Origin of the sequence: Pedobacter sp. WC2423 (genome assembly GCF_040822065.1) — a bacterium.
In the GTDB taxonomy this organism is placed as follows: domain Bacteria; phylum Bacteroidota; class Bacteroidia; order Sphingobacteriales; family Sphingobacteriaceae; genus Pedobacter.
The window spans coordinates 45,549-71,596 of the sequence record NZ_CP162005.1 but is presented as its reverse complement, the minus strand read 5'-3'; the positions used below and the strand labels follow the sequence as shown (position 1 = coordinate 71,596).

Here is a 26,048-nt window from a genome sequence, read left to right as displayed (position 1 = left end):
GGGGTCACAACACACACAAGATCTTATTGATTTATTGATGGGCTACGATTACCGAAGGAAAGTAATAACCATTATAAGAAACTGTCTTTTTAATGACAGCTGTTATCGGATCATAGAAATATAAGTTGTTTACACTAAAGTTTTCTCCGAAGCCAGACTGTACAGTACTGACCAATAACTGATCCAACTTTGCATTATAGCTTAAACCAGCACCGTAAAGTATCTTACCTGCAGGTAAGGTTAAAAAAGGAGCTTGCAAAGAAGCAGTACTTCCGGAAATATATTTATAGATCGTTGTACCACCACTAAAAGATCCATTTTTAGCAATAAAAACAGCATTCTCTTTGGTAGAAGCAGTAATAGATCCAGGATGCCATGCACCCCATGAACCAAAAACTGTAAAAGGAGCTGTAATTGATTCAACATCCAGTGCAGCATTGATTTTAAACAGCTTAGTACCTCCCGCAGCCCAGATATTTCCATCCATCGTACGGGTGAAACCTACAGAAGCACCAGCAATCTTTTTCACTACTTTATTGTCGGCGGCATTCAGGATCACTATACCATCTGTTGAAGAAAGCACAAAAATGTAATCACCTTGTTTGATCATATCGCCAACCTGACCACCTACACCATCAATCGTCCTGCCGATAGCCAATGTATTTAAATCAACCGGAAACACTCCTTTACCTGAGCTCAGAAGACCTTTAGTCTCACTAATACCCACAAATGAGCGCCAGTCATTGCCACCCTGACTTGGTACCCGTGCCAGTTCTTTCATACTGTATTCATCGGTAACTACCATCGGCCCTCCTACCTTTGAAACCAGGTAGAATTTGTTTTTAAAAACAACGCCTGATTGTAAAGTAGAAGATACCGGATTCAGATCTTTCGCAGGGTTTTCTTTGACAAAGATGCTATCCTCCATTTTATTGGTATTGTACCGGTAAAAACTTACCGTTCCTGTTCCATGTCCGAACCAGCCTTCATTCACAAGGTAAAAACCATTCTCATATTTATCCCAAACGTGGATCTGGTAATCAACAGTGACTTCACCACCAGGAGTAGCTGCTTTAAAACTTATCTTAAAATCTCCTTTATTTATCGCTTTAAATGTAAATACAGAATCAGATCCGGTACGCGCACCATTCACTGTCCAGCTGTAAATCGCATTTTTAGTATTGGCAAGCTTTGGATGTAATAACAGGGTATCACTAACTGTAATAGAATCCTTTCCATTGTTCTTTAAAGATTCTGTGGCCTGTGGCTGAAGCAAAAGCTCTTTTTCATTATCCTTTTTACATGAAGCAATGGCCAGCATAGATAAACCGGCAAATAAATAAGGTATTAATTTTTTAAAATTCATTGATTGTATTAGTTAATATTTAAATCTACGGCACCTCTCACTTCGGTCGAAATTTCACCTAACATCGTATTTCCTTTTTCATTCTGTCCGGTATAAACCTTAATGAAATCTATTTTCGAAAGATTAGCCGGCTGACCAGCACTATTAACAGCCCAGGCAATATCAAACGAGTTGAACATATTCTGCTCATAATAATCACCCGTTGACCAGCTATCAGCATATCCATAAGTAAAAGCACGGTTAACATAGACGCTACCTTCCATACCCCATGTAGATCTTAATAATGTTCCGTTAAACGTAAGCGTTTCTTGATTTTGTGCAAACAGCGGGTAATAGTTATGTCTATGAAACTGGTTAACTTGTACCTTTCCGGAATTACCTTGATTATCTGTCCAATTTACATCGGCAGTAGCTTTTGGATTAGTATAAGTAATCTGATAATTCTTAATCGTACTTGGTGAAGTATATTCACTACCAGCAACTTCATACCACGCATCATCAGGCAGACCATTGCCATTAGCATCCTGGCTAACCATTACAATACCTGGTTCAGACCATTGCAATACGGGGCCTAAAGGATTACCATAAATAGTAAAATCATGTCCTACCCTGTTGATTACGGAATGATCAAAGCCAAAAACGATATACCCACCGTAGCCACCAAGGGAAACCATACCAGTCTGGCTCACATCACCAATGATACGCTGTGCACCAGCTAAACTGCCCAGACTTTCATTAATAAATTGTCCTGGTGCAGGCAGGTATTCATATACCTTAGAGATGAATTTACTGTTTACAGCATTTACTTCTTTTCCAGGTTTTACCCCATTGGCATTGTTTACATCTTTTTTACATCCTGCAAATACAGCAGCCCCCATGAGTGCGATTAAAAGAGGTTTTAAATTTGTGTTCATAGTTATATCTGGTTGATTGGTTAATAAACAAAAGCAAAATGTGCAGGAATATCACCTGTGGTTACTTCAAGTTTCTTTATGCCCGCAGGAGTAAAACAATATAATGTACCTGGAGAAACATAATCCTTCGCGTCAGTTACAAATACATCTTTGGTAATCGGGTTAACCGCAATTCCATATGGAACTGTTATTTTTTCATTTGTACCATCGGTAATGAAACTCTTGCTCAATGGAGTCTCTGTTTTCACATCAATCATTCCATAGGTAATTTTGTTTTTATCTGTTTCATAACTATACTCAGTACTATAGTAATAAGCAAGATCACCATCTATTACGATTTCACTAACCCCAATATCAAATGATTTTTTCACCTTTTCAGTCTGGGTATCAATCACGAAAAGTTTCGAAGGTATATCAAAGTAATCACCTCTTGAACTCACATATAAATCACCATACTTATCTGCCTTCAGACGATGAAGATTAATAGCCACATCAATCTTATTGGTTACCTGAAAGCTATTCAGATCAATCACAGAAACCGTTCTTTCATAATTTGTAGCACTGTAACCGCCAGAATTGGCTACAAATAATTTACCTCTCACTACAGCCAGCTCTTCTGGCTGACGGCCAACTTCAACACGTCTTTTTTCAGTAAGCGTTGCGGTGTCAATCTCAATAACAACCCCATTACCTGCTGTAGGGTCACCTAAAGCACCTAAGTAGGCACTTGCATAAGCTTTGCCCTTATAGAAAGTAATATATCTGGCACTTACCAAGGGAATTTGACCCAGTTTTTTACCTGTTTTAGCATTCAAAACCTCTATTTTATGAGAAAGATTCACCACTACATATACTTTAGAACCATATACACCTATATCATTACCTACATCACCCAATCCTTTAACGATTTCAGGATTGGCCTGGTTATAGATATTCCGGCGATATACACCGGTTGCTAAATCCAGATAGTCCAATGAGGCTTTATTCATATTCATATTGCCTTCATTGAGCAGATAAAGACCTTTTACAGGACCAGACGGTGTTGGTTCCAGTATTTCGACTTGTTCTGGAGCTGGCTGAGGATCCTTCCTGCACGAAAACAGGGATGCTGACAACATAACGGCCAGTGATAAACGATAAAGGAGCTGTTTTTTCATGTTTGATTATTTAAGGTTATATTTTAATAAGAGTAAGCTAAAGTGAAACGGTAAGAGCGGCCGGGCATCGGGAAATTGGCAATCACATCGTAATATTGATTCAGGAAGTTGTTTACTTCAGCAGAAAGGCGGAAGCGATCGTGCTTCAACATTTTGGTATAATGAAAGGCAATGTCATGTGTATACCAGGCTGGCACATAATTATATACATTATTAGCCCCCTGATTAAACCGCTGACCGACATAGATATAACTATAATTCATAGCCAGATTTTTCCAGTCAGCCCCCAAAATGAAGGAACCACTATTTACAGGTGTATATACAATTTGATTTCTATAGTTCAGGTTTTTATTGGTTACGTTCAGCGCTTGCTGATAGGTATAAGTTAACCCGGTAGTTAACGAAAGGTCCGCCATGATGCCCCATGCCGTCTGAATATTCACATCCAACCCTTTAATTTGTACTTTTCCTAAGTTTTGCATGCTCCAGCGGAACAGATTTGCGCTTGGTACAGCAACAATTTTGTTCTTTACGCTATTATAGTAAGCATCAGTCTGAATTGATATTTGTTGCAATCTATGGCCTTTAAACACTTTGATATAGGTAAATCCCAGGTCATATTGCTTCGTATACTCTGGTTTGAGCAGTGTATTGCCAATAGAGGTATAATACAAATCGTTAAAAGTAGGCATACGAAAAATGCTCTTGTAAAAACTACGTATACGGAATTCCTTCAGGTGGTCAAATGGCTGCCACGAAACCATTACTGTAGGCGTAAGTTCATTTTTGTTTCCGGCAGAGAAAAACTGCTTTACTTTATCATTTACATAAGTGCTGAGTAAATTGGCCTGCACATCTATTCTATCGAAATGGATTAGAGTAGCCAGTGCCGTCAAAAAGGTGTTTCTGGTGGGATAAGCAAAGTAGTCGAGATTTGCATCCAGCGTGTTATACTGATAATCACCTGATAAAACAACGTCCCAGAATGAATTGATTTTATAGCGGTTGGTCAGCGATAAATAAAGCTCCCGTTGTTTGAATCTATTGTCCAGGAATCCATCGTCTTTGACAAAATCAGGATCCAGATACCGCACATAGTCCTGCGCATATTTTGCTGAGGCCATCAGGTTATATCTTCCCTTTTCTTTTTTATAGCTGGATTGTACAAAAAAGTTCTCATTCCATAAGCGTTGGGTAAAGTCATACCTATTGCTCACAATTGCACCAGGCAGTCCCTGATGATCTTTATAATAATAAACTTTAGCTGCCCAGACACTACTATCCTGTAATTTACCATTCAATCCGGCCTCCACACGCATCGTTTCTATATCTGCGTTTTTTCTTACAAATGTGCTGTCATAAACCCCATTGGTATACCTGAACTTATAGCGGCCATTGGCATTTTTATATTCTGTACTCAAAGAGGCCGAAACTGCATCACTGATTTTATGCTGCCATAACACACTAGGATTAATCAGCCCGAATGATCCCCCTTTAACAGAAGCTTTGAGATGATCGGTCTGTCCATTTTCAAACTCAGGTTGTTTAGCATTCAGGTATAAAGAACTTCCGGAGGCGAAACCTCTTGCGGATTGGAAAATGGTACTCTTTTGCCCATTATAAAGTTCTATTTCTTCAATATTATCTAAGGAGAATTTGCCCAGATCGACTTGTCCGTTTTGTGCATTTCCTAATTGCACACCATCATAAAATACAGCAGTATGGTTAGTCCCCATACTTCTGACATTAATCGTCTTTAAGCCTCCTATCCCTCCATAATCTTTCAATTGTACACCGGAGAAAAACCGGATTGCATCTGCAACAGATAAACTGTTTAATCTTTCAAGATCTTTACCAGACAAGATTTGTAATGGAGAAGCGGAAAGCTGGCGTTTGCCAAGTTTTATAGCACGAATAAAAACTTCTTTCAGGTCATTCGCTTTTTTAACAGAATCGGTTTGCGCAGAAGAATTATAAGGCACAAAAACCCCAAGCCATACTATAGCAGAAAAGCCGAAAAAAGAATTACAGATGCCATCTAAGGCAAATTTTCTTTTAGTCATTTTGTTGTGAGGGTTACCCACAGCAAACAGCAGATTAAGGAAATGATTACGTCAATAAAAAGCATTCACCCCTAGCTTCAATCCCCGAAAGCTATGAAATTATAAGGCTGGAGGCAGGTCTTCTGACTTACTCCCGGAGATTCATGCCTTCCCCATGGTTTTAAACACGAGTGGCTGGATATGGATTCCGTTAAGGAGCTTACAGCTGCGGGACAGTTATGGATTTACACCATATTCCCTTTTAATCCTGATTGTTGAGATCAGGAACCAAAAGCAATACAAAGTTATTAAAATAAGCGACATAGAATTAAAGAAACTATATAATTCTAAATAACTACGTAAAATATTGATACCCAACTTTTCTTTTAATGGAAGTTTATCAAAAAAATAATAATTTTTAATAAAAATAAAAATTATTATTTTATTAATAAATATTTCTTATCATTACACCCTATAAATCATAATTATAATTAAATTAAAAACAATGAAAAATAACATTTACCTAATTCTTATTTTATTAATGGTCTCTTCATGTAAAAAAAATCAGGATCATCAGTCCATTGAAATAAATGGAGATTCAAAAGATATTCTGTTACAGGACAGAGATCCAAACTCTCCTCTTGTTTTAACAAATAAGAAAAATGAAAAAAATGGCAAAATCTCAGTTAATTCTATACCGGATGAGATTTTGGATTTAAGATATTATTTAGGCCGATCTTATTTATTGAATACTAATTTAGATGGGAATGCTGAAAGTGTAAGATTTAAAGTAATAGATATTGAGAAATTTTTAAATGAAAATCCAGGATACTACCTACCAAAAGACATAGGAACTGGTATAGCTAATAGTTTCTCTTACACTTCTTTTGACAGATATGAGAGTAAAAGTAACTATACTAAGAAAATAAGCGGCGGTTTCAACCTTAATTTAGGACTATTTTCAATTGGCGCCAAACGTAGCATGGATGAAGTTTTTTCATCAGTAGTAGTAAATGAAAATAAAAGAATTTTTGGTGAGTTGTCAGTAAAAATAAAAGGAGTATCATATTCTTTTTTAAATACAACAAATGTTAAGAGCCAGATTGCAGCAAAATATTTAGATAAAACATTTTTAAACGAAATTTATAATAATCCAATGGGAGAATTTGTGGACACCTATGGCTATTTTATCTTAACAGATTTTTTAACCGGAGGAAAAACGGATGCAGTCTATAGCGGTGTGTATGCAAAGTCAACTTCTGATGCGACTAAAGAAACTGATATGGACAATTCCATTAATGCATCCTATGGATTTAAAGCTGGCAAAGATACTGAAGGTAAAATATCAGGAGATTTTGGTTTCGGAAAAAAGAGTAATGGTTCTACATCAATATCGAAGGAAATAAGTGATTTTACCATGTCAGTAAAAACGGTTGGAGGCTCAAAAACTTTCGGAAGTTTTACAGTGCCAAAAAAAGTTGAAGATGTAGATATTAACTTATCAGGTTGGATGGCTTCTTTAAACGACTTGTCGACTCATAAATTAATTGGCATAAATGATAATGGATTAAGCCCAATAACAGATTATATTTTAGAAGAAAATTTCAAGCAAGGTCTTCAAAAACATCATTTAGGACAAATGAATGTTAGGAGTTTCCAGGAACCAAAAATAGAAATAAGAAAAATACGAATAACTAATCAGCTAGCTTTAGTATGTATGTATTTAGTAACACGATTTGGCGATTTGATCATGTTTGAATCCACAAGCCCTGAGCAGGATGGCTTTATCGTAATTGGTGACAATCAAAAATTTATGGAGATCGCAAATAGATTTAAAGGAAATAGAGGGGATTTTTATAAAATGAAGATTACTGCTAATCCAACTGAATTTTATCTAGGATCGAGTAAAACTGTCAATGTACAATTTCTTGGTCTGAAGGAGGGTGAAATGAAAAAATTTACAGATCCTAATAGCAGAATTACTTATCTATTCCAAGCTGGCAATAATAAGAAATTGGCTTATGCTATTCATGATGATTATGTCCTTGATACCTATGGTATAAGAGCCTGGGTTAATAGTATGCCTATTGAGAATATCGATCCGAGAACTTTAGCGCAATACACAATTATCGGATTATAATCTGATTCATAACTTGAGCTATCGTAAGTCCATCTGTTAATGAATGGGACTTACGATAGCTCTATAAACTTTTAACCTTACCCTTCCCCCATTAAGTTTTTCTTATATCCCTCTAATTTATCCATTTCTCCCTCCGGCAATACAGGATATTTGAGTTTCATTCCTTTGAAAGTCTCTTCCAGGATCTGGCTGATGGTCAAACGGGCAAACCACTTTTTATCAGCAGGAATAATATACCATGGAGCATTTTCAGTGGATGTTTCTGTAATTGCATCTTCGTAGGCCACCATATAATCTTTCCAGAGTGCTCTTTCAGCAATATCTGCAGAGGAGAACTTCCAGTTTTTTGAAGGATCATTTATCCGATCCAGAAAACGCACCTTTTGTTCATCCTGCGAAACATTAAGAAAGAACTTAAGAATCACCGTACCATTCTCAGTAAGCTGTTTCTCGAAATTACGGATGCTTTCATAACGTGCTTTCCAAAAGTTCTTGTCCACTTTTTTAACCTCATCATATCCTGGAATTCTTTCATTTAATATATATTCAGGGTGAACCTTACAAACCAGTACATTTTCGTAATGTGACCGGTTATGGATACCAATTCTTCCTCTCTGGGGCAGCGCAAGATAATGTCTCCATAAAAAATCATGCGCATACTCATTGGAATTTGGGGTTTTAAAACTAAATACCTGGCAACCTTGTGGATTTAAACCAGACATCACATGTGAAATTGCACTATCCTTTCCTGCGGCATCCATCGCCTGAAAAATAATCAGTACAGAATGTGAATTTTCAGCATATAATGTTTCCTGGTGATTGCTTAATCTTTCCTTAATAGAGGCGAGTGTTGCCTTACCAACTTTCTTACCCAAATCTCCATTATAATGGGTACTGTAGTCTTTTAACTTTATTTTTTGACCTGCGGGCGCTAAAAAGCGGCTGGTTTCTTTACTCATGGATAGTATCATTTAAATCGCATCTGAACAGACGGGATTTGAATTTACCAAAAATCAAGCCATATCAAATACTGCCTGCATCTATTTCTTATTTATAAAATTCTGAATTTGGTTTAAATTGTCTTTCTTTGCCTTCTAAATTGAGCTATATTTCCAGTATATATACTTAAGAATCCAACCCTTTCGTTTAAAGGTTTGATTTGGATATAGGCTCAGCAAGCTTACAAGTTTTACTAATTTTTTGACCATACTATATGTTTAAAGAGATCCATAATAAATACCTGCGCTATTTCTCCGTATTTATTTTCTGTATCATCATTTTCTTCTGTGCACTTCAACTGAATTTTCTGTGGCTGTTCGGCTACTCTCCTTCCTACAAGGACATTAAATTACCTACTCAAAGTGTGGGTTCAGAACTTTACACTTCAGATGGGAAGCTAATAGGAAGATATTATAAAGAAAACCGTACCCCTGTTATTTTCAAACAGATCTCACCAAGTGTGATCCATGCACTGGTCGCAACAGAAGATGTCCGTTTCTACAAACATATGGGGATTGATTTCAGGTCATTATTATCAAGTGGGCTTTCTACAGCCACGGGTGATAAAAGAGGTGCAAGTACGATCACCCAGCAGCTGGCAAAAAACATGTACCGGACCAGGTATAACAAATCACAGGGCTTTATCAAGCATATCCCGGTCATCAGAACCATAGTTTCCAAATTAAAAGAATGGATGACAGCTGTAAAACTGGAAGGCAACTATTCCAAGAATGAAATTATTACCATGTACCTGAATACAGTTTCATTCGGAAATAATGCTTACGGGATAAAAACAGCAGCAAGAGTTTATTTTGATAAACAAACAGATTCACTAAGCGTACCTGAATCTGCCATGTTAGTGGGCATGCTGAAAGGAACGACTACTTATAACCCAATCAGAAATCCTGAAAGAGCGTTAGAAAGAAGAAACGTTTCTTTATCACAAATGAATAAGTATGGCTATATCACAGCTGCTGAACTTACACAATATAAAAATACACCGGTTAAACTTAAAGAAGGCAGAGAAGACGAAGGCAGTGACGGTGATTCATACCTGAGGGCCGCAGTAGCTAAATACCTGGAAAGCTGGTGTAATAAAAACGGATATGATCTTTATGAAGATGGTCTTAAAATATATACTACTATTGACTCTAAACTTCAAAAATATGCGGAGGAAGCTGTAGCAGAACAAATGAAAGTTATTCAGCGCAGGTTTTACAGTGTTTGGGGAAATGAAGATCCATGGCAGGATTCTGAAAAGAAGAAAGTAGATTACCCTGGCCGGGCGATGAAGAATCTTCCGATTTATGCAAGGCTGGAGAAAAAATATCCAAACAACCCTGATTCTATAACTGCTTATTTCAATAAGAAGAAAAAGATGAAAATCTTCACCTATAAAGGTGACCGTGATACACTTTTCTCTACGCTGGATTCTATCCGTTATTATGGTAAAATCATGAATACCGGGATGATGACTCTGGATCCTTTCAATGGCAAGATTAAAGTATGGGTAGGTGGTTTAGATCATAAGTTCTTTAAATATGACCACGTAAACCAATCCAAACGTCAGGCGGGTTCAACTTTCAAACCATTCGCTTACCTGGCTGCCTTTGAAAGCGGTATGAGCCCTTGCGATACTTTCATTGACAAACCTGTTAAAATCAAATACGAAGAAAAAGGTAAAACAGAATATTGGGAGCCTAGAAATGCCAGCTGGGACAACAGTTACCGTGAAACCTCCCTGCGTGCTGCAATGGGTCGTTCGATCAATACAATTACTGCACAGGTAACAGAAAAAGTAGGCTGGGAAAATGTAGTTAAATGGGCGCATGAGTGTGGTATTGACAGTCATCTGGAATCGGTGCCTTCTGTAAGTTTAGGCCCTAATGATGTTTCTGTATTTGAAATGGTGAGAGCTTATGGAACATTCCTGAATAAAGGAGTAAGAACAGATCCGATTTTAGTAGAAAGAATCACGGATCAGGATGGTAATTCACTGGAAGATTTCGTTGCTAAAACCAAAAAAGTAATTTCTGAAGAGATTGCATGGTTGATGCTTTATATGTTCAGAGGTGGGATGGATGAACCAGGAGGAACTTCAAGAGCACTTTGGGAATGGGATCTTTGGAAACAAAATAACCAGATTGGTGGTAAAACAGGAACCTCTTCAGATTATGTAGATGCCTGGTATATGGGAATTACCAAAGACCTGGTAACAGGTGTCTGGGTTGGTTGTGATGAACGTTCAGCTCACTTTAAGAATGGTGAAACTGGTGAAGGATCACGTACGGCTTTACCTATTTTCGCTAAGTTTATGGAAAAGGTTTACCATGATAAGAGTACAGGTTACACTTACGGGCCATTCCCGAAAGCTACAGTACCAATTACAAGAAACTATAACTGCCCTACCCCGGTTTATACGGTAGATACCACTAAAACTGATAGCGTAGCTACAGATTCATTACACGTAGCTGTACCTGCAGAAGGAGATAAACCTGCGGAGAAGCCCGATGAAGTAAAAAGCGAAACTCCGGAAGCTCCTGTAAAACAACTGGCACCAGCAGCAGTGCCACTGACCAGAAAAGAAGAACGGGAACTCAGAAGAAAGAAACGTCAGGAAGAGAAGGATAAGAAAAAAGAAGAGGAAAAGAAAAAAGACGAAGAGAAGAAAAAGAACGAGGGTAAAAACAAATAACCTGGTTAAAAAGCTCAGTTGGAAATATCCTGCTGAGCTTTTTAACTATCAGACTCAGAGCTGAGCAGACTATTTTTGAACTGCTCCATCTCTCTGTATAATTCAGGAAAATCAGGAACTATTTGTCTGATCAGCGTGAAAATCCGAATGATCCTGATGTTGACCGCTATTGCCTGTTTACTGTTCAGTAAGCCGGATAACATGGCTAGCCCCTGCTCCGTAAAAGCAATTGGAGACACACTTAAGCCAGTATTTCGTTTAATCCCGCTATCCTGTCTGATTAAGGAAAGTTCATCTTCCTCACTCACCCTAAACATAAAATCTGCTGGAAAACGAGTGGTATTCCGGTCCAGGATAATTCTGATCTTACTAGTCCCTAACCGGTAAAGTTTCGCTAAATCCAGATCAATCATCACCTTCTGCCCTCTGAGTACATAGATATGGTTCATGATCATTTCATCAGTGACCCCATCCTCTTTTCTATCTTTATGCTGCATATTGGTTAGCTGATTTATTTCACAAATATATTTCAGTCCAGTCCGTACAGACTGGAGTTAAGACATAATAGTCAATGGTATTTTAACCTGCGTGGATAATGGTCTGCTCATGGTGATATGCTCAAAGTCAAGACCTATGGTCAGATCAATCCAATCGGGATTACAGGCACGAACCAGACGTTCCTTCTGCATCCTTGTAAATCTGCTGATCACCTTGAAACGGTTCAGCGCCTGTGATTCAGTTTTAAGTTCTTCAAAATAAACCAGACGGGTAAGCTGCTGGCCGCTGTCGAAGAACAGACTTGGCATTTTTTTATAAAAATCAAGCGTCTTAATTAAATCAGCGCTCATTCCAACATGTAAACTAGTACGGTTTCTATCGGTCACGATGTAGACAAATTTTCTCATTGCTTGTAGTTTAAATTATTACCACTAATTAAATTAGCATATATATTTGCAGTGCGAATAAATATTACTAACTTTATTGGTACAATAATACTAACAATTTTAGTAAAAACAAATTATTTTTAATCTTTTATTTTATGTCGAATATTTCCGTAAATCTCAAATACTTAAGAAAGAAAAAAGGCCACACACAACAGCAATTTGCTGATTTGATGGGAATTAAAAGATCATTGGTTGGAGCTTACGAAGAAGACCGTGCAGAACCAAAATATGATTTGCTAAAAAAAATAGCAGAACACTATGAATTAACAATGGACGAGTTTATCAACGAAATCATCAACGATAACTGGAAGCCTAAATTAAAAAGTCAGGGTTCAAATTTAAGGATCCTGAGCATTTCTGTAGATCAGAGCGATAATGAAAACATCGAGATGGTTCCTGTAAAAGCCAGTGCGGGGTATCTTAACGGCTTTTCTGATCCTGAATATATCAAAGAACTTCCAAAATTCCAGTTGCCCCTGCCCTCTTTAAAGCAAGGTACTTTCAGGGCATTTGAAATTGTCGGAGATTCTATGCTGCCCATTCAACCGGGCAGTATTATCATTGGCGAATACATGGATAACTGGAATGATGTAAAAACCGGAGAAACGTATGTGATTGTTAGTAAAAATGAAGGTGTTGTCTATAAACGTGCAGGAAACCGTTTCAAAGAGAACAAAGAATTGAAACTGGTTTCTGACAACAAGCTTTACGACCCTTATCATGTTCCTGCTGAAGATATCCTGGAGATCTGGAAAGCAAAGGCTTATATCAGCTCAACGCTGCCTGATGCAACACCTGAACCAACGATGGAGACCCTGACTAATATGATGTCGCAGATGCAGAAATCAATTTCACAAATGAATAAAAACTAAATTGCTTTTAAACCCTTTCCCTGTTTTTCACTCTATGCTTTAAAACTACATACAAATGAAACCATCATGTGCAGCACAACACAAACCGAAATGAACAAAATCAGGTAGCACATGATAGCTTCATCACCGCTAAAAAACAAGTATACCCTTATGAAAACAATCGTTTTAACATTAGCCATAGCATTCGCTGGATTAACTGCCACGTTTGCGCAAAGTACTGGTAAGCAGAAAATGACCCCGGAACAAAGAGCAGAGAAAAGTACTGCTAAACTGGAGAAAGAACTCACACTGACTGCCGATCAGAAACAAAAGATTTATGCAGTAGAACTTGATAAGTACAAGCAAACTGAAGCATGGCATAAACAAACCAGTGCAGACAGAAAGGCGAAGAGAGATCAGCACATTGCTTCTAAAAAAGAAACAGATACTAAGATTGACCAGGTTTTAACTCCTGATCAGAAGAAAAAACTGGAAGATTTACGTACAGCAAAGAAAGCCAGAATGCAAGACAAAAAAGACCATCACAAAGGGGCTGAACCTGCAGCTAAAGTACAAGAATAAAATATAGGATCACACCTGTTATACAAGCCTCCAGAACTTTATAAGATTTGGGGGCTTTTATTTTTATGATGGTTAATGTCAATTTAATCCACTTGTCATCCTTGTTTCAATTGTCAGGAGTTTTTGCAATACTGAAGCTAATGTATTGTTCATTTGTGGAATATATAGCTAAAATAGCTTTATCAATTCAGCACATTATCATGAAAACTCAAAACAAAAAGTGCCACATCTTAATGACAGGAATGCTGGTTAGTATCTCCGCATTAACTTATAGCTGTACCAAGGACAGTAATACTGTTATGCAACCCGGCACAGCATCCGGTTCAATATCCAGGAACACCAATCTGCAGAGAATTCTGTTTGTAGGAGACAGCTTTACGCACGGCAGATACGCCCCGGTACGTCAATACAATTCGGGAGGGCTCGCAAATCAGACCAGTGGTTCAACGCTTGTTTTTGATGAAAACTTTGGCCAGACCGGTGCAAGACAAGAACTGGAAGCTGGCCCATGGGGAGGTATTCCCGGGATCTTTGCCGAATTTGCTTACGAATCAGGCTTAAACTACGATGTCCATATCGAAGCCATTTCAGCAACCAGTCTGGCAAAAAATTATGCTGCTGCTCCTGAAGTGATTGCACAAGCCAAATGGAATGCTGTTGTATTACAGGAAATCAGTGTAAAACCTATTCCCTATGCACTGACCAATAGTAATATCAGTAATCCGGCTAACTTCTGTTCGAGTGTACAAACCATCGAAAAAGCTGTGCATACTGCTTCATCAGCAGCAAAAGTTTATCTCTATGAACCATGGCCATCGGCAGATCTGGCTGAAACAATGAGCGGAGGAAATCCGGATGCTTCAGGCTTCAGTGCAAATTATGCTGCCAACCTGATGACGCTGGCCAATGCGAATCACAACGCTTATTACAGCGCCGCCAGTCATGATGGAAACATTGCTGGTGTTGCTCCTGTTGGTGAGGCATGGGTAAATGCATGGGCAGCAAAAATAGCCAATGCAGATCCTTATCTGGCTAATTCAAACCTGCCAATTTTATGGTACGGCATGAACAAGGTGAATGATCCTCAAATCAGTAAACCTGACTACCATCACCCTAATACTTATGGCGCTTACCTGAGTGGCCTGGTGCTGTTTCAGCAGATTACAGGAATTGATGCACGCACTCTGGGTGCACAGGAAAAAGCTGCCAGCAGCTTAGGCATACCGAGTTCAGTAGCGACCCAATTGCAGCTGATAGCCTGGCAGACAGTTACAAAAGAGAGTTCACAACCAATTAACCAGACTGTAGATCCTTGTACGATAGGAAGCGGGATATAAAATTTAAGACAAAAAAAAGAGCCTGTATCATAAATCATGATTACAGGCTTTTTTTTGTTTTAAAGAATTTATTTCTTACTGATCTTAAGTAATTTAGAGTAATATTTTCCTATTTTCATTTGATTTAAGCACTTGATTTTCATATATTTAAGTGATTATAATTAGTAAAAAATGGCAGTAAGAAAACCTATTTTCAGGCCCTATCACCAGGACCAGCTCATGGCGCTCCCGCCTAATCTTGACGACCTTATACCTGCAGACCACACCGTAAGAATCGTCAATGATGTGATCAATGCAATCAATGTTGAACCACTTCTGAAAGCCTATCATGTACGGGGCGGCTCTAATTATCATCCGCTTCTGCTTTTAAAAGTTTTGGTTTACGGCTATGTGACCAATATTTATTCCAGTCGAAAATTGGCTGAAGCCTGCAGGGAAAGGGTTCCTTTTATGTGGTTGAGTGCAATGAATAAGCCTGACCACAATACCATCAACCGCTTTCGTGGGGTACGTCTTAAACACGCACTCCGGAGTGTCTTTGAAGAAGTTGTTAAGCTGTTGGCTAAAGAAGAGCTGCTGAGTATTGACCAGGTTTATACCGATGGGACCAAGATTGAAGCCAATGCCAATAAGTATACTTTTGTCTGGAAGAAATCGATCCAGACCAACAAAGAAAAGATGAAAAAGCAATTAGACGAAATCTGGAATTATGCACAAAGTGTTGCAGCCGATGAGGACCTGATGCCTGAGCCACCCACTGCGACCACGATTAATAAGGAAAGTGTCAGGGCGACTGTTGAAAAGCTCAATAAGGTTCTGGCAGACAATGATCAGGTTGATAAAAAGGTAAAAGCAAAGCTCAGATACATTAACCAGCACTTTCCTGTAAATATGGATAAATATGAGCAGCAGGAGGTTATTCTTGGAGAAAGAAACAGCTATAGCAAAACCGATACTGATGCTACATTTATGAGAATGAAGGAGGATCATATGCTAAACGGCCAGCTCAAACCGGCCTATAATGTTCAGATCTCTACTTCTAACCAGTTCATTGTCAATTACACCATCCACCCAAATCCAACAGATACCACCACTTTAAAAACTCATTTGGAACAATATGAAAGTAGCTTTGGCAAAGTGCCAAAAACCCTTACTGCAGATGCAGGATACGGCTCAGAAGAGAACTATACGTTGCTTGAAGGAAAACAAATGGAAGCCTATGTGAAATACAATCTGTTTGACAAGGGGCAAAATGATATGTATAGCAAAAAACACCCATTTGCTGCTGATAAGTTGTTTTACAATGACCAGCTGGACGTGTATATATGCCCAATGGGACAGCAGATGCATTATATCGGTGACACCATTAAAAAAACCACAACCGGATTCAAACAGATCTACAGACGCTACCAGGCTAAAAACTGTAGTAATTGTCCTTTAAACGGTATTTGCCATAAATCAAAAACCAACCGCATCATGGAGATCAATGTTAACCTGAAAAGGTTAAAACAAAAGGCACATGAACTATTAAATACTGAAGAAGGAATAAGACATCGAAAAAAGCGATGCTTCGATGTTGAGCCGGTCTTCGCAAATATTAAACAAAACCATGGGTTCCGTCGCTTCATGCTCCGAGGAAAAGACAAAGTGGAGATAGAATGGGGATTATTAGCTATCGCACAGAACTTAAGGAAAAAAGCAGCCTAAAAAAGGCTCTTTTTGCTGTTTCTTACCGAAATAACCATTAGGAAACACAAAAATCCAAAATCATGCAGCTATAAAATACTGAACACAAAAAAAAGAGATTGATCATCTTTTTATCAATGATACAACCTCTTTTTTCGTTGATGTTATATATTTCTATTTAACTGTATCAATTACTGCTTTGAAAGCTTCTGGATGATTCATAGCTAAGTCAGCTAAAACCTTACGGTTTAAACCAATGTTTTTAGCCGCTAATTTACCAATGAACTGAGAGTAAGAAATTCCATACTGACGCGCACCAGCGTTAATACGTTGAATCCACAAACCGCGGAATTCTCTTTTCTTAACTTTACGGTCACGGTATGCATATTGCAAACCTTTCTCAACCGTATTTTTTGCTACAGTGAATACTTTACTTCTTGATCCCCAATAGCCTTTGGCCATATTAAGGACTTTTTTCCGTCTTCTTCTCGAAGCTACTGCGTTTACCGAACGTGGCATAGTGTTGTTGTTTTTTGATAAACGGTGTTGCGTATTTCAGCAAACTTACTACCGGGTACCTGGTTTAAAATTCTAATTATTTACCGATAGCAAGCATACGCTTAACGTTGCCCATATCAGCAGCTGACACCATTGAGGTGTGACCCAAATTACGCTTACGTTTAGTAGACATTTTTGTTAAAATGTGACTTTTGTATGCGTTTTTTCTTGCGATTTTACCGGTTCCAGTAAGCGAAAAACGCTTTTTAGCACTGGAATTGGTTTTCATTTTTGGCATAACCTGTTCTTATTTATGTAATTTATTTATTTTTTTGCAACTTTTGGAGCAAGGGTAAGGAACATACGTTTACCTTCTAACTTAGGTAAAAGTTCAACCTTTCCTATATCTTCCAAAGCTTGTGCGAACTTAAGCAATAAGATCTCTCCCTGCTCTTTGTAAACGATCGCTCTACCTTTGAAATGCACATATGCTCTGACTTTCTCTCCATTCTCAAGGAAACTAACTGCATGTTTCAGTTTGAACTGAAAATCATGATCATTAGTGTTAGGTCCAAAACGGATCTCCTTAATAATGGTTTGTTTAGCATTCGCCTTAATCTCTTTCTGCTTTTTCTTTTGTTCGTAAACAAACTTGCTGTAATCGATTATTCTACAAACCGGTGGAACTGCGTTTGGTGATATTTCTACCAGATCCAACTCCAGTTCATCGGCAAGGGCTAAAGCTTTTGCCAAAGGATAAATCCCCGGTTCAACATTATCGCCAGCTAATCTAACCTCCTGGGCTCTGATAAACTGATTAATATTATGTTCTGCTTCTTTTTTCTTAAAAGGAGGACGTGGTCCCCTATTAAATCCTGGTCTGCCTAATGCCAAATTTATATACTGTTTAAACTGTTATTTCTTTAATTAATAATTCGCTGAACGCCTGGATAGTCATTTCTCCTAAATCTCCTTCTCCGTGCTTCCTTACTGATAATTTTCCTTCTGCCATTTCCTTTTCCCCGATAATCAGCATATAAGGAGTTTTTTTCACCTCTGCGTCCCTGATTTTCCTTCCGATTTTCTCATCGCGAAAGTCAATCAAACCGCGAATATCGGAATTATTTAGTTCATCTGAAACTTTTTTGGCATATTCTTCATACTTTTCTGAAATAGGAAGGATTATAAATTGCTCAGGAGAAAGCCATAATGGGAAATTCCCTGCACAATGTTCAATCAAAACGGCTATAAAACGTTCCAGGGAACCGAATGGAGCACGATGGATCATCACCGGTCTGTGTTTCAGGTTGTCGCTGCCAGTATATTCCAGTTCAAATCTTTCCGGTAAATTATAATCTACCTGTATAGTTCCCAACTGCCATTTTCTACCTAAAGCATCTTTCACCATGAAATCCAGTTTCGGACCGTAGAATGCAGCCTCACCATATTCGATTACTGTATTCAAACCTTTCTCTGCCGAAGCTTCGATAATTGCATCTTCAGCCAGTTTCCAGTTTTCATCAGTACCAATATATTTCGACTTATTTTCCGGATCCCTTAAGGAAATCTGCGCAGTGTAATTTTCAAATCCTAAAGATTTAAATACATACAATACCAGGTCAATCACCTTCATGAATTCGTCTTTCACCTGGTCTGGACGACAGAATAAGTGCGCATCATCCTGAGTAAACCCACGAACCCTTGTTAAGCCGTGTAACTCACCGCTTTGCTCGTAACGGTAAACAGTACCGAATTCAGCTAAACGCAATGGAAGATCCTTATAAGACCGTGGTTTAACTTTGTATATTTCACAGTGATGCGGGCAGTTCATTGGTTTTAACATGAACTCCTCCCCTTCCTGAGGTGTTTTTATCCCCTGAAAAGAGTCAGCTCCATATTTATCCCAGTGACCTGAAGTTACATACAGGTTTTTATGACCAATATGCGGAGTAATTACTTGTTCGTATCCTGCTTTTCCCTGTGCTTTAGTTAAGAAGTTCACTAAACGTTCGCGCAAAGCAGCTCCTTTAGGCAACCATAATGGCAAGCCCATCCCTACTTTTTCAGAGAAAGCAAATAATTCAAGTTCTTTTCCTAATTTCCTGTGGTCGCGTTTTTTAGCTTCCTCGATCATCAACAGGTATTCTGTTAATTCACTTGCTTTAGGGAAAGTAACCCCATAAATACGGGTTAACTGTTTTTTAGTTTCATCACCTCTCCAGTACGCACCAGCAACGTTTGTTAACTTTACAGCCTTGATAAATCCTGTATTCGGAAGATGCGGGCCACGGCATAAATCAGTAAATTCACCTTGTTTATAAAAAGTGATTTTACCATCTTCCAGTCCCTGTATAAGGTCTAATTTATACTCATCACCTTTTTCAGTGAAATAGGCAATTGCATCTGCTTTGGAAACATTTTCCCTTACAAAAACTTCTTTTTGTTTGGCCAGTTCCATGAATTTGGTTTCTATCGCTTTAAAGTGATCTGAAGAAAATTCCTGATCTCCAAAATCAACATCATAATAGAAGCCGGTTTCGATAGCAGGGCCGATACCGAATTTAGTACCCGGATATAACGCTTCCAGTGCTTCGGCCATAATGTGGGCAGAAGAGTGCCAGAAGGTAGCTTTACCAGCGGTATCATTCCAGGTTAATAATTTAACTGCTGAATCTTTTTCAATAGGTCTGGAAGAATCCCAGACTTCGCCGTTAACTTCGGCTGCTAAAACGTTACGGGCAAGACCTTCAGATATTGATAAAGCAATCTGGTGGGCACTTGTTCCCTTTTCATATGGACGTACTGAGCCATCCGGAAGTGTAATGTTAATCATCTACAACTATGATTTATATGTGAATTTAATGAATTAATGGTGCCGAATCACTTACAAGGTGATTTCTTGGACACAAAGGTAAGTTTTTATGCTGCAATTCGGGAAATAAATTCAAAAATGAGGCAAATGTCCCTGTTCATTTTTCATTTTCCAGCGGTACCATCTCCCTTTCAAAAATATCCTGGATCATTTTAATTTCCGCAGCATAAATTGTTTTTTTCCGCATGGCGAAATGCAGCGTGTTTTCCATGACTTTACTGCCCTCCCATACTAATTTAACGTTGCCATTCAATATTTCATGACGGCACAAAAAGTCCGGGACCACTGCAAATCCTTCCATTCCTTTAATACAGCGCACAATAGAGCTCATATTAGGAACAATATAATTAGGTTTAAAATCCAGTCTTTGATTAAAATTGAAATGCCAGAATCTCATCAGATGTTCCATATCGCCAGAAGTCCCATACCAGATCTGATGTTTCAGCCATTCCCGCATGCCTTTCAGGTTTCCGTCCTGAAGCATCAGGTCAAAATCTGTCAGGTCATTTTTCGATCCCCCAACCAGTACAATCCGTTCTTTTGAAAATGGCTTATAGGCGATATTTTTCATGGTATTATCCATATGCGGGGTAATGACCAGATCGAGAATCCCATTGTCCAGATCGTTCAGCATTTGCGGATAATCCCCGAATTTAACAATTACATTAAAAGGTAAACCTGACAAATAAGGTTCAAGCATCAGCTGAAAGGTTTCAAAACACATCCCTAAACTTAGGGTCGGTTTCTCCTTTTCAGTACTCCGGTGGAAGTGTTTTTCGGCTTCTTCTAATTTCAATAAAGCTTCCAGTACAAAGTTATACATTACTTTACCCCTTTCTGTAGGGACCATCTTTCTGGATGTTCTGTCAAAAAGTTTATAGCCCACATAAGATTCTAAAGAACTCAGATGTAAACTTACCCCCGGCTGAGAAACGAAAAGCGCTTCTGCTGCCCCGGTCAAAGTGCCAGTTTCATAAATAGCTTTAAATGTGCGGTACCATTCCAGATTGACCATAGTATCATAATTATGATACAAATATACAATTTACATCATAATAATAAAAGAAACAGCATTAAGCTTGGTGATTGGGTTTTGCAGGGGATTGTGGCTAAGTCATTTATCGATTAATCCTTGAATAAATAACTGCATCCAGAAACTTGCCTTCATAAAAACAATTTTCCTTGAAATGCCCTTCTTTCACAAATTTATGTTTGATCAATAATTGCTCAGAAGCAATGTTATCCGGGTCAATTACGGCTTCAAGCGAGTGAAATTTGAGCACATTAAAGGCATAGTCAATTACCGTATCAAAGGCTTCACTGATAATCCCTTTCCGGTGATAATCAGGATGGAGGATATATCCGGTTTCTGTCCGGTAGTTTTCTGGCTGCATTCTGATCAGGCAAATCATACCTAACAGTTTAGGATCATCCTTAAATGAAATTCCCCAGTTGATACCGGCATTATCTTCAATAGCTTTATTAACCACATTGATATGCTCCAATGCATCATCTTTAGTTTTTGCCAGCGGGCGGGGAATATATTTCATCGTCTGCGCATCAGATCTGATGGCAAATACTTCATCAACGTCGGCAGGTGTAATTTTTCTGAGTACTAAACGCTCCGATTCCAAAGTTGGAAAGGGATCAAAGTTAATTTCCAGCATAGATAATAGTTTCAGTTCCTTGTCCCATAATAATCTTTGAGGTGAGCTGCACAAATAAGCCATGTGCTAAAATTCCTTCTATCCTGTTTAAGTTTTCTGATAGCGCAGCAGGATCGCCGATCAGCCCAAAGTCTGCATCTACAATGATATTATGATTATCTGTGATAAACGGGGAGTTATCTTTTATCCGGACTTCTCCTTTACCGTTCAATTTACGAAGCTGCTGCTGCACATAATTAAGCGCAAGCGGCACTACTTCAATGGGAACTTTGAATTTTCCCAGCTGCGTTACCAATTTACCTGAGTCTGCAATAATAATTTCATTTTTAGTGAGGGAAGCCACAATTTTCTCTCTGAACAATGCACCCCCGCCCCCTTTGATTAAATTTAACTGCGTATCAAATTCATCTGCTCCATCTATAGTAATATCAATTGATTTAACTTCTTCCATCGGCAGTAATTCAATTCCTAAGGATAATGCTAGTGCCGCTGTATGCTCAGAAGTAGGTACACCTTTGATTTTCAGTCCATTCTTCACTAAAATGGCTATTTCCTGAATCGCAAAAAAAGCTGTAGAACCAGTCCCTAATCCAACGATATCATTTTGCTGAATAAATTTAACTGCTGCCCTGGCTGCGCGCTGTTTTTCAAGATCTTTTTTATCAATTGATTGCTTATCCAAAATATAAGGGTTAAATGAGAAATTTTAAGATTTCATCTGCTAATGGAATGACCTTAACTGGTGCTAAAACTAGGAAAAAAAACAGAAGGCCGCAAATCAGAAAAGCCCGGCCATAATGGCCAGGTTTCCTGGTATAAACTTAATTATAAATGATTAACCCGGTAAATCTGATGTTTATTTATTAGTTTTTAATACGCTTAAGCCAACATATTTAAAGAAAGAATCTTTGTAGGTATTACCCAGTTGCAGTATAGTTTTATTCTTTAAAATGATCATATTTCCTTCAATGTGGCTGATCTTTTTATGGTTCACTACAAAGGATTTATGGATCCGCAGAAAGCTCGTTTCCGGTAGTTGAGGAAGAACAGTTTTCAAAGGAACATAGGCGATATAATGCTCAGTTTCCAGGTTAAAAACTACCTGATTATCATTTGATTCTAAATAATAAATATCATCAAATTCCATTTTGATCAGCCTTCCTTTTACTCCGTGTTTAATATAGATGTAAGAGACTTCGGATGCCGGATTCTTAGCCGACGGCTTACCGCTCAGCATAGGTACAAAACTGATCACTTTATGTATAGCTTGCATAAATCTTTTATGAGAAACCGGTTTCAATAGATAATCTACAGCATTGTGACTAAATGCATCAAAAGCATAATCCCGGTAACCGCTTACAAAAACAACCTTGGTAGAGGTAGTAATCAGCTGGCAGAAATCCATTCCATCCAGCATCGGCATATTGATGTCCAGAAAAACCAGGTCCGGAGCCAGCCTGTTCACCTCAGTCAGTCCTTTTTCAGGATTACTGTTAAATCCAACCAATTCAAGATAAGGAACTTCACTAATATACTCTCTTAAAGTACTGATCACATGATATTCATCATCAACAATGTAGCAGGTAATATTCATAGGTTAATTTTAATTAATTACTGGTAGTATTCAGAGAAATGAATGTACTATATAAACTCCTGAATCAATAATCGATTTAATATTTTTTTAACCCTCTTAAAAATTACTTTCACCATTCCAATACTCAGTTTAACCCAAATTATTTCAGGATACGGAACTATATCAATAATTTGATTAGAATATAACTTTTCTACCTATGAAAAGAACAAGTCAGGCGAGGTCTAGCTCCCTGGCTTGTTTTATTTTCTGGCTGGCTTAACCGACACGGCAAATTGATGAAACTGAAAGAGACAGATCGTAGTACTGCTGTTAAACCATGGAAATGGTTTTTCAACCGGGATGTAGTGGTCACAGGTGTATCATTGCTGCTGATTGTGACTACTGCCCTTATGATCCCTTATCAAGACAGTATATCTTTTAATGCACAGTTTCATACACAACACAAAATTACACCTGTAATCAGCCCGTTTAATGGTATTATCAAAAAAGATGTGTTTGACATGAACGATGAGATTGTCCTCAATACTTTTCTATTCACTATTTATGATTTATCCGCACAAAAGGAAACATCAGTTTATGCTAAAGAAGCTGGTTATTACCTGCCCAATAAAATTGAGTTCAGGAGCAAAACTTATGTAAGTAAAAATGACACCCTGTTTTATATTATGCCTGATATTAAAAGTCAGGGCGAGGTTTATTGTACAGCAGTAGCCGATAAATTTAATATTTCCAGATTGAAAACGGGAAGTAAAGTCATGATCACTGTAACGAGAGAGGAGGAAGTTTTCCGTATTTCCGGAACAATTTCATTCATTTCCGGAATTCCTGATGATTCAGGAAAATATCCTTTTCAGATCAGCCTTGAGCATAAAGACGTTCAGCATCTTTCAGCAAAAGGAATGTTTTATTTTAACCAGCAGGGAAAAGCCCAAGTCAATTTTGAAACACAGAAACTTGCTTACAAACTGTTAAGTTTTTTATAAAAGCTATTGAATAATTCCGCTTAATACAGCATATCTGATCAGCGCAGCCGTATTTTTTGCGCCGGTTTTTTCAATGAGGCTTTGTCTGTGCCCCTCTATAGTACGCTTGCTGATAAACAGTTTGGCAGACATTTCATTATTTGTCAATCCTTCGGCAATCAATTCCAGAATTTCAATTTCCCGCATAGAATACTCTACATGATCATTGATCCGGTTCAGTGGCACCGTAGAAATGGATTTATTCAATAAACGCATGGCCAGCTCAGCACATAAATACTGCCCTCCGGCATTCACATGTTTCAAAGAAAATATAAGTTCATCCGCACTTACACTTTTAAGCAGATAACCAGATGCGCCTTCAGAAAAAGCCTGAGAAACATATTTATCATTATCCAGCATAGAAAGCATCACAATCTGCGTAGCCGGACTTTTCAATTTCAGTTCTTTAATCAGGGCTATTCCGTCCATTTCGGGCATATTAATATCTGCCAGTACAATGTCCACTTTAACCCCGCTGCTGATGATCTCCAGTACTTCCAAACCATTTGTAGCTTCCCCGGCAATACTAATTTCTTTATCAGCTTCCAGTAGCATACGAATTCCGTTGCGTACAATATTATGATCTTCGGCTAATATCAGGCTTAACATAAATATTCTTTAGTTTTCTTATAATCCAACAGTTTTCTGCAAAATCACAGCATTAGTCTGCTGTTCCTGGCAAATTTCCCAGATCCATTAACATCTTTCTGAGTCTGTCTATATGCAGCTGAATTCCTTCAGCCCTTTCATTTCTTGAAGTATCCGCTGGTAAACCCTGATCAGCCATTCTTGGCCTGCTCATATTCATCAGCAGATTTTTCCTTTCTTCCATCATTCTTATAGCCACCCAAAGAGAATCTTCTATTCCTTTTAGCTGCTGTTCTTCAAAAATCCGCTCTGTGAAAGAATGCCCCGTATAACAACGGTAACGTGGTATGGCATCATTAGTTATTCTGACCATTGTACCCCCACAATCCGGGCAGGTCAAATGGCTAAAGTCACCTAATTTACTTAAATCTTTCATATTTGTGGTCATTCTCCTGGTAATCTCTGCCTCCAGTTTCACCTCAGCAGGAATTTCTGTTTCTACACAAGTGGTATGAGAAAATCTATTGCTTAAAATAGGTCCTATTTCATTCAGCGTTACTTTATAATCGACTTCCATCACCTCTAATACACTGTTTGGCATATCAGGAAATTCAGCTTCTTCAGGATCCTGAACAATACACAGTCCTCCGCTCCTTTTGATCGCATACATCCCGGATACACCATCATCCATGAGTCCGGTTAAGATGATTCCTGTGACACAACTTCCATAGGCAGCAGCAGCAGATCTGAAAAGTACATCTACAGCAGGACGCCAGTGATTTTCAAAAGCACCTTTAGTTACCAGCATTTTACCTTTGATCAATAATAGCTGATGGTCTGCTTTGGCCAGATAAATTGTCCGGTTTTGAATTTCCTGCTGATCTTCGGCTACCTTGCATTTTAACAGTGTATGTTTCTGAATACCTTTTAGAATGATTTCTGAATTGGAATGACCAGACAAATGAATCACAATAAATATGGCTGCATCGAGATCTGGTTTAAAATTTGTTACTAATTTTGCAATGGCAGAAAAGCCACCTGCCGAAGTTCCGATTGTAATAATGTTTTTGATTGCTTCCGCTTTCATATCCCCT

Annotated in this window: 24 protein-coding genes and 1 riboswitch; of the genes, 7 read left to right on the top strand and 17 right to left on the bottom strand. The window is 38.2% G+C overall.

The annotated features are described in order from the left end of the window. Positions 1-31: 31 nt before the first annotated feature. From AB3G38_RS00325 to AB3G38_RS00310, 4 genes are read right to left on the bottom strand one after another with little or no spacing between them, the layout of a single operon-like run. The gene (locus AB3G38_RS00325) at positions 32-1,366 is read right to left on the bottom strand and encodes a DUF5074 domain-containing protein (protein ID WP_367866504.1); all 1,335 of its coding nucleotides are present in this window, start codon (positions 1,364-1,366) and stop codon (positions 32-34) included. 8 nt (positions 1,367-1,374) lie between these two features. Continuing rightward, the gene (locus AB3G38_RS00320) at positions 1,375-2,280 is read right to left on the bottom strand and encodes a PKD domain-containing protein (protein WP_367866503.1); all 906 of its coding nucleotides are present in this window, start codon (positions 2,278-2,280) and stop codon (positions 1,375-1,377) included. A gap of 20 nt (positions 2,281-2,300) precedes the next feature. Continuing rightward, a complete protein-coding gene (locus AB3G38_RS00315) occupies positions 2,301-3,437 on the bottom strand; it encodes a YncE family protein (protein WP_367866502.1) in 1,137 nt (378 codons plus the stop codon). A gap of 23 nt (positions 3,438-3,460) precedes the next feature. After that, a complete protein-coding gene (locus tag AB3G38_RS00310; protein WP_367866501.1) occupies positions 3,461-5,500 on the bottom strand; it encodes a TonB-dependent receptor plug domain-containing protein in 2,040 nt (679 codons plus the stop codon). A 94-nt stretch (positions 5,501-5,594) separates the two neighbouring features. Continuing rightward, a riboswitch (cobalamin riboswitch) is annotated at positions 5,595-5,787 on the bottom strand. Between the two features lie 197 nt (positions 5,788-5,984). Here AB3G38_RS00310 and AB3G38_RS00305 point away from each other — a divergent pair. After that, positions 5,985-7,619, top strand: a complete 1,635-nt coding sequence (locus tag AB3G38_RS00305; protein ID WP_367866500.1) for a hypothetical protein — start codon at positions 5,985-5,987, stop codon at positions 7,617-7,619. Positions 7,620-7,696: 77 nt separating this feature from the next. Here AB3G38_RS00305 and AB3G38_RS00300 read toward each other — a convergent pair whose 3' ends face one another. After that, the gene (locus tag AB3G38_RS00300; protein WP_367866499.1) at positions 7,697-8,578 is read right to left on the bottom strand and encodes a polyphosphate kinase 2 family protein; all 882 of its coding nucleotides are present in this window, start codon (positions 8,576-8,578) and stop codon (positions 7,697-7,699) included. A 254-nt stretch (positions 8,579-8,832) separates the two neighbouring features. Between AB3G38_RS00300 and AB3G38_RS00295 the strand changes: the two genes are divergently transcribed. Beyond that, complete coding sequence (locus AB3G38_RS00295; protein ID WP_367866498.1) at positions 8,833-11,313, top strand: transglycosylase domain-containing protein; 2,481 nt, start codon at positions 8,833-8,835, stop codon at positions 11,311-11,313. A 41-nt stretch (positions 11,314-11,354) separates the two neighbouring features. Here AB3G38_RS00295 and AB3G38_RS00290 read toward each other — a convergent pair whose 3' ends face one another. Next, positions 11,355-11,810, bottom strand: a complete 456-nt coding sequence (locus AB3G38_RS00290) for an ORF6N domain-containing protein (RefSeq protein ID WP_367866497.1) — start codon at positions 11,808-11,810, stop codon at positions 11,355-11,357. A gap of 57 nt (positions 11,811-11,867) precedes the next feature. Continuing rightward, positions 11,868-12,218: a GIY-YIG nuclease family protein gene (locus AB3G38_RS00285; RefSeq protein WP_068400917.1), complete on the bottom strand. Its 351-nt coding sequence runs from the start codon at positions 12,216-12,218 to the stop codon at positions 11,868-11,870. Between the two features lie 134 nt (positions 12,219-12,352). Between AB3G38_RS00285 and AB3G38_RS00280 the strand changes: the two genes are divergently transcribed. The 4 genes from AB3G38_RS00280 (at position 12,353) to AB3G38_RS00265 (ending at position 16,734) form a co-directional block, all read left to right on the top strand. Continuing rightward, positions 12,353-13,129, top strand: coding sequence for an XRE family transcriptional regulator (locus tag AB3G38_RS00280; protein ID WP_367866496.1), 777 nt, complete (start codon positions 12,353-12,355; stop codon positions 13,127-13,129). Between the two features lie 150 nt (positions 13,130-13,279). Then, positions 13,280-13,690: a hypothetical protein gene (locus AB3G38_RS00275; RefSeq protein WP_367866495.1), complete on the top strand. Its 411-nt coding sequence runs from the start codon at positions 13,280-13,282 to the stop codon at positions 13,688-13,690. Between the two features lie 200 nt (positions 13,691-13,890). Next, complete coding sequence (locus AB3G38_RS00270; RefSeq protein ID WP_367866494.1) at positions 13,891-15,027, top strand: hypothetical protein; 1,137 nt, start codon at positions 13,891-13,893, stop codon at positions 15,025-15,027. Between the two features lie 171 nt (positions 15,028-15,198). Beyond that, complete coding sequence (locus tag AB3G38_RS00265) at positions 15,199-16,734, top strand: IS1182 family transposase (protein ID WP_367866493.1); 1,536 nt, start codon at positions 15,199-15,201, stop codon at positions 16,732-16,734. A 153-nt stretch (positions 16,735-16,887) separates the two neighbouring features. Here the strand turns inward: AB3G38_RS00265 and rplT are convergent, their stop codons facing one another. The 8 genes from rplT to AB3G38_RS00225 all read right to left on the bottom strand — a co-directional run bounded on the left by rplT (position 16,888) and on the right by AB3G38_RS00225 (position 23,344). Beyond that, positions 16,888-17,232, bottom strand: a complete 345-nt coding sequence (gene rplT / locus AB3G38_RS00260; protein ID WP_068400926.1) for a 50S ribosomal protein L20 — start codon at positions 17,230-17,232, stop codon at positions 16,888-16,890. A 76-nt stretch (positions 17,233-17,308) separates the two neighbouring features. Next, positions 17,309-17,509: a 50S ribosomal protein L35 gene (gene rpmI / locus AB3G38_RS00255; RefSeq protein ID WP_041887185.1), complete on the bottom strand. Its 201-nt coding sequence runs from the start codon at positions 17,507-17,509 to the stop codon at positions 17,309-17,311. A 26-nt stretch (positions 17,510-17,535) separates the two neighbouring features. Further along, positions 17,536-18,105, bottom strand: coding sequence for a translation initiation factor IF-3 (gene infC, locus AB3G38_RS00250; protein ID WP_051759761.1), 570 nt, complete (start codon positions 18,103-18,105; stop codon positions 17,536-17,538). A gap of 13 nt (positions 18,106-18,118) precedes the next feature. Next, a complete protein-coding gene (gene thrS, locus AB3G38_RS00245; RefSeq protein ID WP_367866492.1) occupies positions 18,119-20,044 on the bottom strand; it encodes a threonine--tRNA ligase in 1,926 nt (641 codons plus the stop codon). A 136-nt stretch (positions 20,045-20,180) separates the two neighbouring features. Next, entirely contained in the window at positions 20,181-21,119 is a 939-nt protein-coding gene (locus AB3G38_RS00240) for a LysR family transcriptional regulator (protein ID WP_367866491.1), read from the bottom strand. A gap of 82 nt (positions 21,120-21,201) precedes the next feature. After that, positions 21,202-21,750, bottom strand: a complete 549-nt coding sequence (locus AB3G38_RS00235) for a GNAT family N-acetyltransferase (RefSeq protein ID WP_367866490.1) — start codon at positions 21,748-21,750, stop codon at positions 21,202-21,204. After that, the gene (gene rpiA, locus AB3G38_RS00230) at positions 21,737-22,432 is read right to left on the bottom strand and encodes a ribose-5-phosphate isomerase RpiA (RefSeq protein ID WP_367866489.1); all 696 of its coding nucleotides are present in this window, start codon (positions 22,430-22,432) and stop codon (positions 21,737-21,739) included. The genes AB3G38_RS00235 and rpiA overlap by 14 nt, the downstream gene beginning before the upstream one ends. A gap of 174 nt (positions 22,433-22,606) precedes the next feature. Continuing rightward, the gene (locus AB3G38_RS00225; RefSeq protein ID WP_367866488.1) at positions 22,607-23,344 is read right to left on the bottom strand and encodes a LytR/AlgR family response regulator transcription factor; all 738 of its coding nucleotides are present in this window, start codon (positions 23,342-23,344) and stop codon (positions 22,607-22,609) included. Positions 23,345-23,619: 275 nt separating this feature from the next. Between AB3G38_RS00225 and AB3G38_RS00220 the strand changes: the two genes are divergently transcribed. After that, complete coding sequence (locus AB3G38_RS00220) at positions 23,620-24,327, top strand: HlyD family secretion protein (protein ID WP_367866487.1); 708 nt, start codon at positions 23,620-23,622, stop codon at positions 24,325-24,327. A gap of 3 nt (positions 24,328-24,330) precedes the next feature. Here AB3G38_RS00220 and AB3G38_RS00215 read toward each other — a convergent pair whose 3' ends face one another. After that, positions 24,331-24,975, bottom strand: coding sequence for a response regulator (locus tag AB3G38_RS00215; protein WP_367866486.1), 645 nt, complete (start codon positions 24,973-24,975; stop codon positions 24,331-24,333). Between the two features lie 52 nt (positions 24,976-25,027). Continuing rightward, entirely contained in the window at positions 25,028-26,041 is a 1,014-nt protein-coding gene (locus AB3G38_RS00210; RefSeq protein ID WP_367866485.1) for a chemotaxis protein CheB, read from the bottom strand. Between the last annotated feature and the right edge of the window lie 7 nt (positions 26,042-26,048).

Coding starts and splice junctions, on each gene's coding strand:
- AB3G38_RS00325 (WP_367866504.1), bottom strand. CDS start 1,366: ATGAATTTTAAAAAATTAATACCTTATTTATTTGCCGGTTTATCTATG.
- AB3G38_RS00320 (WP_367866503.1), bottom strand. CDS start 2,280: ATGAACACAAATTTAAAACCTCTTTTAATCGCACTCATGGGGGCTGCT.
- AB3G38_RS00315 (WP_367866502.1), bottom strand. CDS start 3,437: ATGAAAAAACAGCTCCTTTATCGTTTATCACTGGCCGTTATGTTGTCA.
- AB3G38_RS00310 (WP_367866501.1), bottom strand. CDS start 5,500: ATGACTAAAAGAAAATTTGCCTTAGATGGCATCTGTAATTCTTTTTTC.
- AB3G38_RS00305 (WP_367866500.1), top strand. CDS start 5,985: ATGAAAAATAACATTTACCTAATTCTTATTTTATTAATGGTCTCTTCA.
- AB3G38_RS00300 (WP_367866499.1), bottom strand. CDS start 8,578: ATGAGTAAAGAAACCAGCCGCTTTTTAGCGCCCGCAGGTCAAAAAATA.
- AB3G38_RS00295 (WP_367866498.1), top strand. CDS start 8,833: ATGTTTAAAGAGATCCATAATAAATACCTGCGCTATTTCTCCGTATTT.
- AB3G38_RS00290 (WP_367866497.1), bottom strand. CDS start 11,810: ATGCAGCATAAAGATAGAAAAGAGGATGGGGTCACTGATGAAATGATC.
- AB3G38_RS00285 (WP_068400917.1), bottom strand. CDS start 12,218: ATGAGAAAATTTGTCTACATCGTGACCGATAGAAACCGTACTAGTTTA.
- AB3G38_RS00280 (WP_367866496.1), top strand. CDS start 12,353: ATGTCGAATATTTCCGTAAATCTCAAATACTTAAGAAAGAAAAAAGGC.
- AB3G38_RS00275 (WP_367866495.1), top strand. CDS start 13,280: ATGAAAACAATCGTTTTAACATTAGCCATAGCATTCGCTGGATTAACT.
- AB3G38_RS00270 (WP_367866494.1), top strand. CDS start 13,891: ATGAAAACTCAAAACAAAAAGTGCCACATCTTAATGACAGGAATGCTG.
- AB3G38_RS00265 (WP_367866493.1), top strand. CDS start 15,199: ATGGCAGTAAGAAAACCTATTTTCAGGCCCTATCACCAGGACCAGCTC.
- rplT (WP_068400926.1), bottom strand. CDS start 17,232: ATGCCACGTTCGGTAAACGCAGTAGCTTCGAGAAGAAGACGGAAAAAA.
- rpmI (WP_041887185.1), bottom strand. CDS start 17,509: ATGCCAAAAATGAAAACCAATTCCAGTGCTAAAAAGCGTTTTTCGCTT.
- thrS (WP_367866492.1), bottom strand. CDS start 20,044: ATGATTAACATTACACTTCCGGATGGCTCAGTACGTCCATATGAAAAG.
- AB3G38_RS00235 (WP_367866490.1), bottom strand. CDS start 21,750: ATGCTGGAAATTAACTTTGATCCCTTTCCAACTTTGGAATCGGAGCGT.
- AB3G38_RS00225 (WP_367866488.1), bottom strand. CDS start 23,344: ATGAATATTACCTGCTACATTGTTGATGATGAATATCATGTGATCAGT.
- AB3G38_RS00220 (WP_367866487.1), top strand. CDS start 23,620: ATGAAACTGAAAGAGACAGATCGTAGTACTGCTGTTAAACCATGGAAA.
- AB3G38_RS00215 (WP_367866486.1), bottom strand. CDS start 24,975: ATGTTAAGCCTGATATTAGCCGAAGATCATAATATTGTACGCAACGGA.
- AB3G38_RS00210 (WP_367866485.1), bottom strand. CDS start 26,041: ATGAAAGCGGAAGCAATCAAAAACATTATTACAATCGGAACTTCGGCA.